Source organism: Spirosoma sp., from assembly GCF_048594605.1.
Lineage (GTDB): Bacteria > Bacteroidota > Bacteroidia > Cytophagales > Spirosomataceae > Spirosoma.
Window position 1 is genome coordinate 1 of the sequence record NZ_JBMDWV010000405.1, and the last position, 13,985, is coordinate 13,985.

The 13,985-nt window shown below is 48.4% G+C and carries 10 protein-coding genes and 1 pseudogene; 10 read left to right on the forward strand and 1 reads right to left on the reverse strand.

Going from position 1 to position 13,985, the window contains the following annotated elements:
* Positions 1 to 86 precede the first annotated feature (86 nt).
* The 6 genes from ACOJS8_RS25320 to ACOJS8_RS25345 all read left to right on the forward strand — a co-directional run bounded on the left by ACOJS8_RS25320 (position 87) and on the right by ACOJS8_RS25345 (position 6,625).
* Entirely contained in the window at positions 87 to 491 is a 405-nt protein-coding gene (locus ACOJS8_RS25320) for a hypothetical protein (RefSeq protein WP_420151351.1), read from the forward strand.
* A gap of 230 nt (positions 492 to 721) precedes the next feature.
* A complete protein-coding gene (locus ACOJS8_RS25325) occupies positions 722 to 1,276 on the forward strand; it encodes an RNA polymerase sigma factor (protein ID WP_420151352.1) in 555 nt (184 codons plus the stop codon).
* The gene (locus ACOJS8_RS25330) at positions 1,273 to 2,115 is read left to right on the forward strand and encodes an anti-sigma factor (protein WP_420151353.1); all 843 of its coding nucleotides are present in this window, start codon (positions 1,273 to 1,275) and stop codon (positions 2,113 to 2,115) included. Before ACOJS8_RS25325 ends, ACOJS8_RS25330 begins: the two co-directional genes overlap by 4 nt.
* 154 nt (positions 2,116 to 2,269) lie before the next feature.
* On the forward strand, positions 2,270 to 2,767 hold the full coding sequence (msrB, locus tag ACOJS8_RS25335; RefSeq protein ID WP_420151354.1) for a peptide-methionine (R)-S-oxide reductase MsrB: 498 nt from the start codon (positions 2,270 to 2,272) through the stop codon (positions 2,765 to 2,767).
* Positions 2,768 to 3,041: 274 nt separating this feature from the next.
* The gene (locus ACOJS8_RS25340; protein ID WP_420151355.1) at positions 3,042 to 5,612 is read left to right on the forward strand and encodes a penicillin-binding protein 1A; all 2,571 of its coding nucleotides are present in this window, start codon (positions 3,042 to 3,044) and stop codon (positions 5,610 to 5,612) included.
* A gap of 53 nt (positions 5,613 to 5,665) precedes the next feature.
* The gene (locus tag ACOJS8_RS25345; protein WP_420151356.1) at positions 5,666 to 6,625 is read left to right on the forward strand and encodes an alpha/beta fold hydrolase; all 960 of its coding nucleotides are present in this window, start codon (positions 5,666 to 5,668) and stop codon (positions 6,623 to 6,625) included.
* A 27-nt stretch (positions 6,626 to 6,652) separates the two neighbouring features.
* Here the strand turns inward: ACOJS8_RS25345 and ACOJS8_RS25350 are convergent, their stop codons facing one another.
* A complete protein-coding gene (locus tag ACOJS8_RS25350) occupies positions 6,653 to 7,045 on the reverse strand; it encodes a VOC family protein (RefSeq protein WP_420151357.1) in 393 nt (130 codons plus the stop codon).
* A 195-nt stretch (positions 7,046 to 7,240) separates the two neighbouring features.
* Between ACOJS8_RS25350 and ACOJS8_RS25355 the strand changes: the two genes are divergently transcribed.
* The 4 genes and pseudogenes from ACOJS8_RS25355 to ACOJS8_RS25370 all read left to right on the forward strand — a co-directional run.
* Entirely contained in the window at positions 7,241 to 8,362 is a 1,122-nt protein-coding gene (locus tag ACOJS8_RS25355; RefSeq protein ID WP_420151358.1) for a FecR family protein, read from the forward strand.
* Between the two features lie 215 nt (positions 8,363 to 8,577).
* Positions 8,578 to 12,024 carry a SusC/RagA family TonB-linked outer membrane protein gene (locus ACOJS8_RS25360; protein WP_420151359.1) on the forward strand — a complete coding sequence of 1,149 codons (3,447 nt, stop codon included), beginning with the start codon at positions 8,578 to 8,580 and terminating at the stop codon, positions 12,022 to 12,024.
* 18 nt (positions 12,025 to 12,042) lie between these two features.
* Positions 12,043 to 13,605, forward strand: coding sequence for a SusD/RagB family nutrient-binding outer membrane lipoprotein (locus tag ACOJS8_RS25365; protein ID WP_420151360.1), 1,563 nt, complete (start codon positions 12,043 to 12,045; stop codon positions 13,603 to 13,605).
* Between the two features lie 117 nt (positions 13,606 to 13,722).
* Positions 13,723 to 13,985: pseudogene (locus ACOJS8_RS25370) on the forward strand (hypothetical protein); the annotation flags it as partial.

Below are 13,985 nucleotides of genomic sequence, written 5' to 3' on the forward strand. Positions count from 1 at the left end.
GCAAACAATACAACCGGACGACAAACTTTTTATAAATAATCTAGTTAAAACATAGTATTAATTAGACTTACTCACGAAAAAACGTTATGAAACTTAAGCACTCATTCAGCCTTGTTGCCCTAGGGATGGCGCTGGCTACTACGTCTGTTCTGGCCCAGACAACGCCTACCGGCACGGCTACATCGACGACTTATCCTCAGGGAGCTATTGCCCCCGATTCTATGCCTATGAAGGCATCACGTGAACAAAAGAAGGCGATGCGACAGAATCGAAAAAGTAATCGGAAGAACACCGGCAGCACCACCAATACGTCTGTTCAGGATGCTCGCTATCGGGAAAGCTCGGCCAGCGACGGCACGTCGATCAACAACAGTAATACAACAAACTATAACAGCAACAACGTAACGAATGCACCTACGGGAGCAGGAAGTAATCCGAATACAGTGAATACACCAGCTACAACAAGTACACCACAGAAACCAAATAAGTAATCAAATCACTCAAGGGTATTTTATTCGACCTGGTGACTAGACCTGTAAAGGTTTATTCCATCAATAAATCAGACGAAGTGGCTTGCTTACGTATAGTACGTAACGGCCGCTTCGCTGTCTGTTGAGTGGTAAATTTTTCATCTATTCTTATCCAACTTACTATTTTGTCTGCACAGTCATAATCGACTTTATGATTTCTGTATATATTTGGCTCACTTAATACCGTCTGCGTGAAACGTCAGTCTCCTTTTGCTTCGGAAAGTGCTCTCTTGGAAAAGCTTGGCCAACGCGACCAGCAGGCTTTTCAGTGGCTTTACGACCAGTATTCTTCGGCTTTATACGGTATTCTCCTACGCATCGTACGTGAAGAAGAGCAAGCGCAGGATCTACTTCAGGATGTTTTCGTGAAAATCTGGAAAAATCTGGATGGCTATGATTCCAGCAAAGGGCGCCTGTTTACCTGGATGCTGAACGTAGCCAGGAATACAGCCATTGATTCACTACGTTCCCGCAAAACTCATCCTTTTAGCGAAATCCGAACAGACGAAGAGAACGTACGTATTGTCGATCAGCAGTATAACACTGAGCAACCAAACCCTGACCACATCGGCCTTAAGGACGTTGTGAATAAACTTAGACCTGAACGCAAACAATTAATTGATCTGATTTATTTCGGTGGCTATACCCATGAGGAAGCTGCCGACCAGCTTAAGCTGCCCTTAGGAACGGTGAAAACCAGAGTTCGGGCCGCCTTGCAGGAATTAAAGGAACTGTTTAGAATATGAACGTAACGGAATACATAGCGTCAGGCATTTTAGAATCTTACGTCATGGGCGTGGTAACCGACCAGGAACGACGTGAGGTAGAATGTCTGTCCTCTATTTATCCCACTATACGACAGGAGCTTGATGAGTTATCGGCTGCGCTCGAGAATTATGCGTTCATGCACCGCGTAGAGCCGCCCGCTTCCGTAAAGGAACGATTGTTACAACAGATTGATTTTGACAAGCCGAATCAGAAGCCGCTCGATGGAACAGCTACTGAAACCCCTATTCGTCCGATGCCGATAGGTGTACTTGCCGGAGGGCCTACTTACCGGGTTACGTGGATTGCGGCTGCCTCAGTAGGTCTGCTGTTGCTGTTTTTCTCATTTTATCTATTCTCTCAACTACGTTCCAATCAGAAAACTCTGTCTTCTACACGCACTTCTAACGAATCCCTGCAGACGCAACTGCGCCAATTGCGCGAAAAACAGACGCAGAACGACCGAATGCTGGCTTTACTGAGTCAGCCGGGTTTGCGAACAATGGAACTACGTGGTAATGAAAAGGCCCCACAGGGTAACATTATTCTTTTCTGGAATACTCAAACGCATGAGGTGGCCGTACAGCCTCGGTCGCTGCCACCGCTACCTGCCGACAAACAGTATCAGCTCTGGTCGATGGTGGGAGGAAAGCCGGTTGACGCTGGCGTGTTTGATTCAGGTAGCGAGAATAAATTAATTCAGCGGCTAAATCGCTCCGTTTCCCGAGCCGAAGCATTCGCCGTAACCGTTGAAAAGAGAGGAGGCAGCCCTACTCCTACGCTCTCTACGCTACTAGCTATAGCGCCTGTAAAAAGCTGAACGAGACTCCTTATTTTCTTGTTATCTGATTGACGATCTGGCTATCAATCAGGGTGCTTTCCGCGCGGATACGCCCAAGCCGGAGTGATGGCAAAACCAAATCCATATACGTCCTGGCAGCGTATATGTTTACACAGCTATTCAACATAAACTCATGAAAAACATCCTGCTCTTATTGTTATCTATCTGTCTGGTAGCTGGTACTGCCTTTAAAAATACCTGGTCTGCCGACACCAAGCGGATTACAGACGATACTCCGCCCCGTAAGGTTGTTAAGACCGACGCAGAATGGAAAAAGATACTCACGCCCGATCAGTATGCCGTTCTGCGCGAACATGGTACCGAACGAGCCTTTACAAGTCCGTTGAATAAAATTCATGATCATGGCACCTTCTACTGCGCCGGCTGTCATAATCCACTTTTTTCGTCCGATACGAAGTTTGATTCGGGAACAGGCTGGCCAAGTTTTTACAAGCCAATTGCCAAAAGCGCGGTAAAGGAAGAGACTGACAAATCGTATGGCATGGTTCGTACGGAAGTACTTTGCAACGTTTGCGGTGGGCATCTGGGGCACGTCTTTAACGACGGGCCTAAACCGACAGGTCTCCGCTACTGCATGAACGGCGTGGCCATGACGTTTGAGAAGAAATAAACGGGTAAGCAGTAAAGCAGAAGGCAGGGCAGGAATAAGGGAAATATTACGTTCTCTATTCTTTCCTGCCTTCTGCTTTACTGCTTACACGGATTTGTATATCACATCGGTAGAAAATACGTTATATTTGGTGCCCGGCCTGGATACCCGAAAATGGATAATTCTGGCTGGACGCCTAAACGAGAATATATATAACTGTTTCTTGCGCCCAGTGGCATTGACTGTTTCGGGCGATACCAGATACTATTGTAAAGTTTTCTTCGAATAAATACGCATGAGTCAATATAGGGAGCGATTCCGCGCCGTTCGGCACGCCTTTGGCGCGTTTCGACGACGAGTCCGACAACGTAAGCCTTTACTGGGCAGCGTCAGGCGCGGAGTTGGCCGACAAATCGCTCGGGTAGCCGGAGAAGAACGGGTTAATTCATGGACTGCTACGTACCGTTCCTATCGAAACCGTTTCCGTTCGTTTGTTCATCAGTACATTGATCCGGATTCCTGGTATTATCCTTACCTCAAAATAGGCATTAAGGTTTTTGCCTGGGGGTTTCTGCTGCTAGGGCTTTACGTTTTCACCCTGAATAACAACTTCCTGTATCTGACCGGTGAAATGCCGAGTGTAGAGGAATTGAAAAACCCGAAACTGAATCAGTCATCAGAAATTTATTCGCAGGATGGCGTGATGATCGGCAAATTTTATGCTGAAAACCGGACACCAATTAAGTACGAGAATATTCCAAAACAGTTAATTAATGCGCTGGTTGCCACTGAGGACGCTCGTTTTTACGAACATAGTGGTATTGACCCGCGGGCAATCGGACGGGCCGCTGCCAGTTTGGGACGCGAAGGGGGCGGATCGACCATTACGCAGCAGTTAGCTAAAAATCTGTTCAAAACCCGACGAAAATCGAATAGCGGTTTATTAACCCGGATTCCGTTTATCCGCAAGATTATTTACAAATCGAAAGAGTGGCTGATGGCCCTCAAGCTGGAACAGAACTTCTCGAAAGAAGAAATCATTACGTATTATTTCAATACGGTAGATTTTGGCAGTAACGCTTTTGGTCTGAAAACAGCCGCACGGACGTTTTTTAACAAGGTACCTGATAGTCTGAATGTACAGGAGGGCGCCGTATTGGTCGGGTTACAAAAAGCCACGACAAGCTACAATCCACTTCGGCATCCCAAGCGCTCCCGCGAACGGCGGAACGTAGTGATTGGTCAAATGGCCAAATACAATTTTCTGACTAAAAAACAGGCAGATTCGATCAGTGCGCTTCCCTTGGTCACCGATTTCACCCCCGAGAATCCTTATTCAGGTCCAGCCAGCTACTTAAAAAATGCGGTTCAGGATTACGTAAAGAAGTGGGGGGAAGAAAACGGATACGACCTTTATACGGACGGATTACGAATTATAACAACCATCGACTCGCGCATGCAGCGCTATGCTGAAGATGCAACAGGCGAAAAAATGAAGCAATTACAGCGGACTTTCGATAATCACTGGCGCGGCCGGAAACCCTGGACCGACGAAGATGGCAACGAGCTTCCTGGTTTTATTGATTCAGTAGCCCGCCGTACCGAACGCTACAGAACCCTCAGCCGACGCTTTCTGCCTCTTTATCCCGATTCGATCATGTATTACATGAAGAATAAAAAATACAAGATGCGGGTGTTTAGCTGGGATAATAAGCGTGGGTACGACTCAACCGAGATGACGCCCTACGATTCCATTGCGTACTACAAACGCTTTCTTCAATCGGGCATGGTAGCAATGGACCCACACACGGGCTACATCCGGGCATGGGTGGGTGGCTTGAATTACGACTATTTCAAGTACGACCATGTAAAGCAGGGGAAACGGCAGCCGGGGTCAACCTTCAAACCATTTGTGTACACAACGGCCATTGATGATACGTTGATTAACCTCAGCCCCTGCGACCGGATTCAGGATCGGCCGTTCCGTAAAGAATACCGCGAAAATGGCGAAGACAAAGTTTGGGAACCCCGCAACTCAACCGGTTATTATACCTATTCGCACATGACGCTACGTCGGGCGATGGCTCGTTCAGTCAATTCGATTACCGCTAAACTTACTGATGATGTTACGCCTGAACGCGTGGCTGAGTATGCGCATCGAATGGGTATCAAAAGCCGGCTGGATGCAGTTCCCTCCATCGGTCTGGGTTCATCGGACGTATCGCTTTATGAACTGGTCAGTGCTTACTGCACATTTGTGAATGATGGTGAAACGACCGAGCCAATCATTGTTCAACGTATTGAAGATCGGGACGGTAACGTAATCGAAACATTCACAAGCCAGCATAAACGGGCTATTAGTTCCGAAACCGCATTTTTGATGCGTTACATGCTTCAGGGTGGCTTGCAGGAGTCGGGTGGCACGTCGCAGAATCTATGGTCCTACAACTTGTTCAAAAACCGCAATGAGCTAGGGGCTAAAACCGGAACGACTTCAAACAACTCCGACGGTTGGTTTGTATGTATATCTAATAACCTGGTTGTTGGGGCCTGGGTTGGTGGCGACGACCGTAGTATTCACTTTCGTTCGACAGACCTTGGTGAAGGGGCTAAAACAGCGCTGCCTTTGGTAGGAAGTTTTCTGGAAAAAGTTTACGCTGATCAGAAGTTTAAGAGTTTGCAGGGACCACTTCCAAAAATTGACAGTGTAAGCAAGGAATATCAGAACTGTGGGTATTCGGATGATGAAGAGGAAACCAGCGAGTCGGATTCAACCGAAACGTCTGGCGAAGCATTGGATTCGACTTTTGTGCTACCTCCCCCACCTCCCGAACAAACCACTTTACCCGATACGTCTGGTCGTTAGAAAGCGAACAAGTAACCTATTGAGCTTTCATTTTTCGTTAGTATATTGCAGGAATGGCCACATATAATAATTTCACGAAGCGATTCCTGCGTATTCTTGGCTGGGCTTTATTGACTGTCTTTGTCCTCGCAGTCGGCGTTGTGGCGGCCGCCTGGTTTTTCGACGCCCGACAATCGGACCAGGAAATAGCGGAAGAGTTTCAGGGGCAGCCTATTCGGCCACGCGTCCACTACTATCATATTAGTCAGCCAGGCGAGACAGTCCGTACCATTCGGTTCATGGAAACGCCGGTTTTGATGGCAGATTCGACTATGCCGGTAGTGTTGTTCGTTCATGGAGCGCCAAGTTCATTGTCTTTCTTCAATGAATTTTTCAAAGACACTACGCTCCTGAATCGTGCTCAGTTAGTGGCCGTCGATCGACCAGGTTATGGCTATTCAGATTTTGGCCGGGTTGAAACGTCCATTATCCGGCAGGCAGAACTATTGCAGCCCCTCATCGATCGATATCGAAAAGCTCCTTTTCTAATGGTTGTAGGTTCATCGTATGGAGGATCGGTATCGGCAAGGCTAGCGATGAATAATCCCGATCGGGTCAACCATGTCGTGTTTGTCTCGTCAGCGCTGGGGCCGGGTCTGGAGCGAACGTATCCGATCAGTTATTTTGCCGATAGCCCGCTCATTCACTGGGGCGTTCCACCGTTGCTACGTCTGGCTAACGATGAAAAGCTGGCTCACCGAAAAGCGTTGGAAGCGATTCTGCCCGATTGGCCGAAAATCCGCTCGAATATTACTATGCTTCATGGTCAGCAGGACGATCTGGTTTATCCAACCAACGTATCGTTTGCTCAGCAACACTTGGTCAACGCCCGGGTTAAACAATTTTTATTGCCCGAAAATCGACACGATATCGTCTTCAACAAACGCCAGTACATGACCGATATCATTCTCGACATCCTGACCCGGCGTGATGTCAAGGAAATCGTCCGCGCCAAATCGATGGCGGTGAAATAAACGCATGAGAGCGCTGAGTATTCCCTCTCAAACAGTAATCTCCACCCGATTGTGTTCAGGGTCAAACACAACACTTTCGTAATAGCCATCACCCGTTCGGCGCGGGCCATCAACGATTTCATACCCATCCTTTCGTAGCCGATCCGTTAGCTCGTCAACGGTGGCTTCGCTACCTACGGAGCAGGCAATATGCGCATATCCCATCCGCTGCGTCAGCCCATCTGCCTGATTTTCCTGAATATTCGGCATCTGCATTATTTCGAGCCTAGGACCTCCATCAGGAAAGCTTAAAAAGTAGGATAAAAAACCCTTTCGGTCATTCACGTATTTGTCGTTGGCAGTAGCTCCAAAATACGTTTCGTAAAAAAAGCGCATTTGTTCCAGGTCGCGCACCCATAATGCTACATGTTCAATATGCATGGGGAAATAGTGGCGATTTGTTTTATTAATCTGCACAATAATAGGGAAAATACCAGACTCATCCGTGCGGAATCGGCCCAGGCAGAGCCAAATCGGCCATTTCAAAAAAATATAAAATAAAATTTCCCCTAAGTGAGTATTGGCACCATGATCTTACATCTTTACTCCAAAACAGCATAGATTTTCATTGACGTTATGCAGGATTACAGGGACATCGAACCTGAAGAGCTAGCCGCCGACTCCTCGTTCCAACGCTGGAAATTACTCGGTGACCCTGTGGCAGGCGACTTCTGGAACGAGTGGTTACGTCAGAATCCTGACCAGGGTGAACTGATTGAAAAAGCTTATTTTCTACTACTCATGGTGAGCCGTCAGCTCGACCAGCGTATCACGGAGCAAGTTCAGCTTTCAGATCAGGAAGTACAGCATGAGATTAGCCAGTTGTACGGATCGCTGGATGCGCAGAAACCTGAACCTGTCAGATGGCTTCGGTTTACGCCCGTCCGCTACGGAATAGCTGCGAGTGTGCTAGCCTTACTAGGCTTGTTTGGTTGGTACGTGCTTAACTCAAACCATACGAAAGGAAACGTTACGTATCATGAATTGGTAGCGCAGGTAGAGAGCCCGCTGGCGGAAGTAAAAAATACAACTGATAAACCGTTGATTGTTAATCTACCAGACCGTAGCACCATTCTGCTGTACCCGCAAAGCCGTATCAGTTACCCTAAGCAGTTTTTGGGTAACAAGCGGGAAGTGTATTTGGCGGGTGAGGCTTTTTTCAAAGTTACGAAGAATCCGTCTCAGCCCTTTTACGTATACGCTAACAGCCTGGTCACGAAGGTCTTAGGAACAAGTTTTGTTATACAGACTAACGAAACGGCCAAGCAGGTAAAAGTAGTCGTTAAAACAGGTAAAGTATCGGTTTTTGCCCATGATCAGGAAGCACCAACCAGTCAGAAAGAAGATTATAAACTGGGTGGCACTGTTTTAACCCCAAATCAGCAGGTAGTTTTTTCGGAGACCGATACGCGGCTGGTCAGAAGTTTAGTGAAGGAGCCAGTCTTACTGGAAAAAGACGCGCAGAAACAGTCATTTGCCTTTAAACGAACCCCTATTTCGGAGGTGTTTGCAGCCCTTGAGAAAGCGTATAACATTGATATTGTGTTCGATGAAGAAGCGATGAAGAATTGTTATCTGACCGCTTCACTGGCCGACGAGCCGCTTTTCGATAAACTGAACCTGATCTGTCATACCATCAACGCCCGTTACGATCAACTGGATGCGTATATCGTCATTGACAGTAAAGGTTGCCAATAGAGAACGACGTTATGAAGACGCGATAAACCTAATCTAAGCTACTAAAAAACGCCTATGACCAATCCATTAACAGGAATCCTGTGAAAAAGCAAAGTCGAAGATGCGCCAACACCTTCGACTTAAAGACAGCCCCTCATGTAAGCTCATTACGACATCCGCAACGCGGACTAAGGACTTTATTGTGCCGAATTAATCATCCGACAAAAGCCAAAACTATGTCAAAAAGACTACTTTGTCAAAAGACAATACAGAAAATCATGCGCATTGGCCTTTACCAAGCCTTTCTTTCTGTTGCCCTCGCAACCTTCGCCCATGCGCATGACGTAAAGGGCCAGAAGGTTCTCGAACAAAAAGTTACCTTTCAGTTAAATAACGCTGGTATTGAGCGGGTTCTGGACAAACTGGAAACCGTTACGAAAACCAAGTTTATGTACAATCCACAGATTTTCGGGATTGAACGGAAAAGCAGTTACAAATTCCAGAACGAAGCCCTCTCTGACGTACTGAATCGTGTGTTATCACCGTATCAGGTTTCTTATGAGGTTTTCCAGGAACGTATCATTTTAAAACGTCAGGAAGTTTCGTCGACTCCATCTGAGCTGAAGCCCAGTACGTTTCAGGAAGCGCCGAAGCGCAAAATCACTGGGGTTGTTCTCGATGAAAAAGGCGCTGGTTTACCAGGTGTTAGCGTTGTTTTGAAAGAAACCCAGCGCGGCACAACAACCATTGCCGACGGTACGTTCTCTCTGGATGTTCCCGAGCAAAACGCGATACTCGTATTCAGCTTTGTAGGCTATCAGCGTCAGGAAGTTACGGTTGGCAGCCAGACAACTCTTTCGGTAAGTCTGGTGCCGGAAGCCAGTACGCTCGGTGAAGTGGTAGTAACCGCTTTGGGTATTGCCCGCGAGAAAAAAGCCCTGGCCTATGCTGTTTCCGAAGTGAAAGGGAGTGAGTTCACGCAGGCTCGTGAAAACAACGTAGCAAATGCGCTGACCGGCAAAATAGCGGGCGTAAACGCAACGGGTATGGCAACGGGGCCCGGCGGTTCGAGCCGCATTATTATCCGGGGAAACGGCTCGCTGAATGGCAACAACCAGCCTTTATACGTAATCAACGGGATGCCGATGGATAACAGCATTCCCGGCGGTGGTACAGCCTCCGATGGGAACGGCATGAACGTTGACCGGGGCGATGGAATTGGCGGCATCAACCCCGACGATATTGAGTCGATTAGCGTATTGAAAGGTGGGCCTGCTGCGGCTCTTTACGGTGCCCGCGCGTCTAACGGGGTTATTCTGATCACGACCAAAAAAGGAAAAGGTCAGAAAGGCATTGGCGTGGAAGTAAACAGCAACACTACGTTTGAGGACATTGCCGTGATTCCAAACTGGCAATACGAATTCGGGCAGGGTGTAGATGGTAAAAAACCAACGACAGTGACGGAAGCGAAAAGTACAGGTCGCCTTTCGTACGGTGCCCGGATGGATGGTCAGCCCACGATTCAGGTGGACGGTCAATTGCATCCTTATTCGCCCCAACGTGATAATCTGAAGAATTTTTACCGTACCGGCAGCAATTACATCAACTCGGTGGCGTTCACGGGCGGTAATGAGTCGGTAAACTTTCGCTTGGGTCTGAACAACACCAGCTCGAACAGCATTGTGCCGAATTCGTCCTTTAGCCGCCAGATCGCCAATCTAAATCTGAATGCTTTTTTAGGTAAAAAGCTAAGCATCGAAACGGTTTTCCAGTACAACTTCGAGAAAGGTATAAACCGCCCGAAAGTTGGATACGCCGACATGAACCCACACTGGGCTACATATCTGATCGCTAACGTAGTAGATATACGTAGTCTGGCTCCTGGGTACGATCCCGCTACGGGCAAAGAAATCGAATGGAATCCCGTTCCAGCTGCCCCAAACCCTTATTTTGTTGTTAACAAGTTTAAAAACGACGATAGCAAAAACCGGTTCATCAGCCAGGGTAGCATTCGGTACGACATTCTGGATAACCTGTACATCAAAGGAAGCGTAAGTCAGGATTATTACAGTTTCCAATCCGAATACGTAGAACCGACCAATAACGCCTATGAACCACTGGGCCGCTACGACGCCCGCAAGGTGACTTCTTCGGAAACCAACGGCCTGCTGACGCTGAACTACAACACCAGTTTCTTAAATAAAAACCTAAGCTTTTCAGCCCTATTAGGCGCTAACGCTCAGCGTGCCATTTACGACCAGACCCGCATCGAAGGCACCGAATTTACCGTACCGTACTTCTACAGCTATACGAATCTGGCGGTATCGACCACGACACCAACGTACATGAAAAGTGCCATCAATTCGGTGTTCGGCTCGGTAGATTTTGGCTATAAGAACGTAGCGTACCTGACCCTTTCCGGCCGTCAGGACTGGTTTTCCGTATTAAACCCGAAGAGCAACAGTATTTTTTACCCATCGGTGGGTGGCTCGTTCATTCTGTCAGATGCGATTCGCTTGCCGAAAGCTGTCAGCTTTGCCAAACTGCGGGCATCGTGGGCACAAGTGGGGGGCGCTACGGTTAATGCGTATCAGATTTACCAGTACTATTCCATGCAGCAAGGTGGTCACAACGGTCGTCCGGTACAGGTTCTGTCGTCAGCACAAGTGCCAAACCCCGACCTGAAACCCCTGACGTCCACTACGTCGGAAGCGGGTATCGAGGCCAAGTTCATGAACAATCGCCTGGGTATCGACCTGACCTTTTACAACCGGAAAACCACAAACGACATCGTTACGTCGAACATTGCCCTGTCGTCGGGCTATACGTCTGCCCTGCTGAACGTGGGTGAGTTGAGCAATAAAGGTATCGAGCTGCTGTTGACCGGAACGCCCGTCAAACAAGCTAATTTCGGCTGGGACGTCAGCTATAACATGGCGTACAACAAAAGCAAAATCGAACGTCTGGCCGAAGGAATAAATGGGGTCGATATCGGCAGCGGTGTTGGTGGTGGTTTGGTACGTAACGTAGTAGACAGACCGTATGGTACGGTTTGGGGCTACCGCAAGAAAACCGACGCGAACGGGAACGTAGTGTTCAATACCGCCAGTGGCTATGCCGTACGGGGCGACCTGGCAGAAATCGGGCAGGGCACGCCCCCGCTGACGATGGGTATCACCAACAACTTCCGCTACAAAAACTTCTCGCTGAACGTACTGGTCGACGGCAAATTCGGCAGCATCGTTTACTCGAACCTGTACCAGTACGCGTACCGCTTCGGTCTGCCGCAGGAAACGCTTCCAGGTCGCGAGACGGGTGTAACCGTAACGGGCGTAACGCCTGAAGGAGCGCCGTTTACCAAAACCTGGGCGAAAGAGGATGTCGATACGTATTACGACAACGACAAAAATTACACCGCCATGTTCATGTTCAACAATGATTTCGTGAAGCTGCGTCAGATCATTCTGAGCTATAACCTGCCCGTCAGCAAGCTACGGTTTGTGAAGCTTCAGGGCGCTTCGATCTCGTTTGTCGCGCGTAACCTGGCTATTCTGTACAAAGACAAAAAGAATCAGTATTTCGATCCGGAGTCGGGCTATACCAGCACGAATGCCCAGGGGCTTGAAGCGTTTGGCGTGCCCAGAACCCGCAGCCTTGGCGTGAACCTGATGGTGAAATTCTAATCATTTAACTCTCTGACAATGAAACGTCTGATTCAAAAAATATTCTTCGTGGCTCCGTTGTTCCTGCTGTTGTCTTCCTGCGACAAAGGCTTTGAGGAAATGAACGTAGACCCCAATAAATACTCCGAAGTTGTACCCGGTTATCTGTTCACCAGAGCACAACTGGACGGCGTAAGCACCAACTTCACGGGAGCGGCCTATCTGACGATTGGTCAGTCGATGCAGCATTTTGCTACGTATAAAGAAGTACCGGCGGCTGGCGACAAGTATTTCAATTACAGTTATTCGACTGGCAACTGGAATGCCTATGCCGGTACGGGTGCTGGTCAGGGCGCCGTTATTTCCATTCGGCAGGTGATCGACGCGGTTTCGGGTAACGCAGCCAACGTAAACATGCTGTCGGCCGCCCGTATCTGGAAAGCCTACATTTTCCACCGTCTGACAGACGTTTACGGCGACATTCCGTATTTCGACGCTGGAAAAGCACTTTCCGATAAAAATTACAGCCCAAAATACGATACGCAGCAGGTCATTTACGCCGATATGTTGAAAGAACTGGACGAGTCGATTCAGGCGTTCGATGCTTCCAAAACAACCTTTGGCACGGCCGATCTGATGTTTGGGGGCGATGTAACGAAATGGAAGAAATTCGCGTATTCGCTGATGCTCCGTTTGGGTATGCGCCTGACGGAAGTAGACCCGGCTTTGGCCAAAACCTGGGTTCAGAAAGCCATCGCGGGTGGTGTCATTCTGGACGACGCCGACCGTGCCGTAATTGCCTATGTCGATGGTTCGCAGACGGCCAGCCGAAATTTTATTGCCGCTGGCCTGATAAGCACCGATTACATCACGCCCGGTGGCGATAACGTAGAGGGCGGCAAGTATGCCAAAACGCTGATCGATTATCTGAAAAACACCAAAGATCCGCGTCTGAACGTAATTTCCATCGTCTGGACGACGACCGACAACAAAACGTTCACCGCCGACACGACAACCGCCCGCCAAAGCGGAATGCCAAATGCAGCTTATAACAGTTTGCCCGCTAATTTCAATTCGTTCTCTGAGCCAAATCCGAATACGTTACTGAAATACAGCGCCCCTTTGATCGTAATGGGTAACTCAGAAATGAATCTGTTACTGGCCGAAGCCGCCGTACGGGGTTGGTACACGGGTAGCACAGCAACAGCCGCTTACGAAAACGCCGTAAAAGCGAACATGCGGCAATGGGCTTTATTCGGTGCAGGCGGAGTTATCTCTGATGCCAAAACAAATGCTTATCTGGCGACCAATCCGTATAAAGCAAGCGGTACAGTGGCGCAACAGCTGGAACAGATTGGCACGCAGAAATGGGTCTCGCTATTCCTGGAAGATGAATATGAAATCTTCTCGAACTGGCGCCGGACGGGCTATCCGGTGCTCACGCCAACCAATTATCCGGGAAACCTCACTGGTGGCAAAATCCCAACCCGCTTTGTGATTCCTGATTCTGAAGAAACGTACAACAAAACCAATTTCATTGATGCCCGGACCCGTCAGGGAGGTATCAATACGTTGTCGAGCACGGTTTGGTGGGATAAGTAACGAACGTATTACTTTGACTTTCAATCTGTAGTACGTTTAAACTTTATAGCCACAGAGATGTACAAAGAGCCACGGAGTTACACAGAGAACATGTCCTTTACACCTCCGTGTGTCTCCGTGCGTCTTCGTGCCTCTCTGTGGCTAAAACTACTTGCTGTATTACTCAGCATCGGCAGTTGCTACGCCCAACCCAGCGATTCAACACAGTATCTGATTAAAAAAACTGACGATTTTCAGGTCAATGGACTTGGCGATCACGCGAATTGGTCGAAAACCACCTGGGTGCCCATCACGATTCAGGAATCGGCAAACCGGACGTTGGGGACTAAAACCAAGATGTTGTATTCAGGTACCGGGCTCTATTTTTTATTTCAGTGCGA

What these genes read in the sequence shown, in the direction of transcription:
- ACOJS8_RS25360 (WP_420151359.1), top strand. Translation starts at nt 8,578, where the DNA reads ATGTCAAAAAGACTACTTTGTCAAAAGACAATACAGAAAATCATGCGC.
- ACOJS8_RS25350 (WP_420151357.1), bottom strand. Translation starts at nt 7,045, where the DNA reads ATGCATATTGAACATGTAGCATTATGGGTGCGCGACCTGGAACAAATG.
- ACOJS8_RS25340 (WP_420151355.1), top strand. Translation starts at nt 3,042, where the DNA reads ATGAGTCAATATAGGGAGCGATTCCGCGCCGTTCGGCACGCCTTTGGC.
- ACOJS8_RS25345 (WP_420151356.1), top strand. Translation starts at nt 5,666, where the DNA reads ATGGCCACATATAATAATTTCACGAAGCGATTCCTGCGTATTCTTGGC.
- ACOJS8_RS25365 (WP_420151360.1), top strand. Translation starts at nt 12,043, where the DNA reads ATGAAACGTCTGATTCAAAAAATATTCTTCGTGGCTCCGTTGTTCCTG.
- msrB (WP_420151354.1), top strand. Translation starts at nt 2,270, where the DNA reads ATGAAAAACATCCTGCTCTTATTGTTATCTATCTGTCTGGTAGCTGGT.
- ACOJS8_RS25355 (WP_420151358.1), top strand. Translation starts at nt 7,241, where the DNA reads ATGCAGGATTACAGGGACATCGAACCTGAAGAGCTAGCCGCCGACTCC.
- ACOJS8_RS25330 (WP_420151353.1), top strand. Translation starts at nt 1,273, where the DNA reads ATGAACGTAACGGAATACATAGCGTCAGGCATTTTAGAATCTTACGTC.
- ACOJS8_RS25320 (WP_420151351.1), top strand. Translation starts at nt 87, where the DNA reads ATGAAACTTAAGCACTCATTCAGCCTTGTTGCCCTAGGGATGGCGCTG.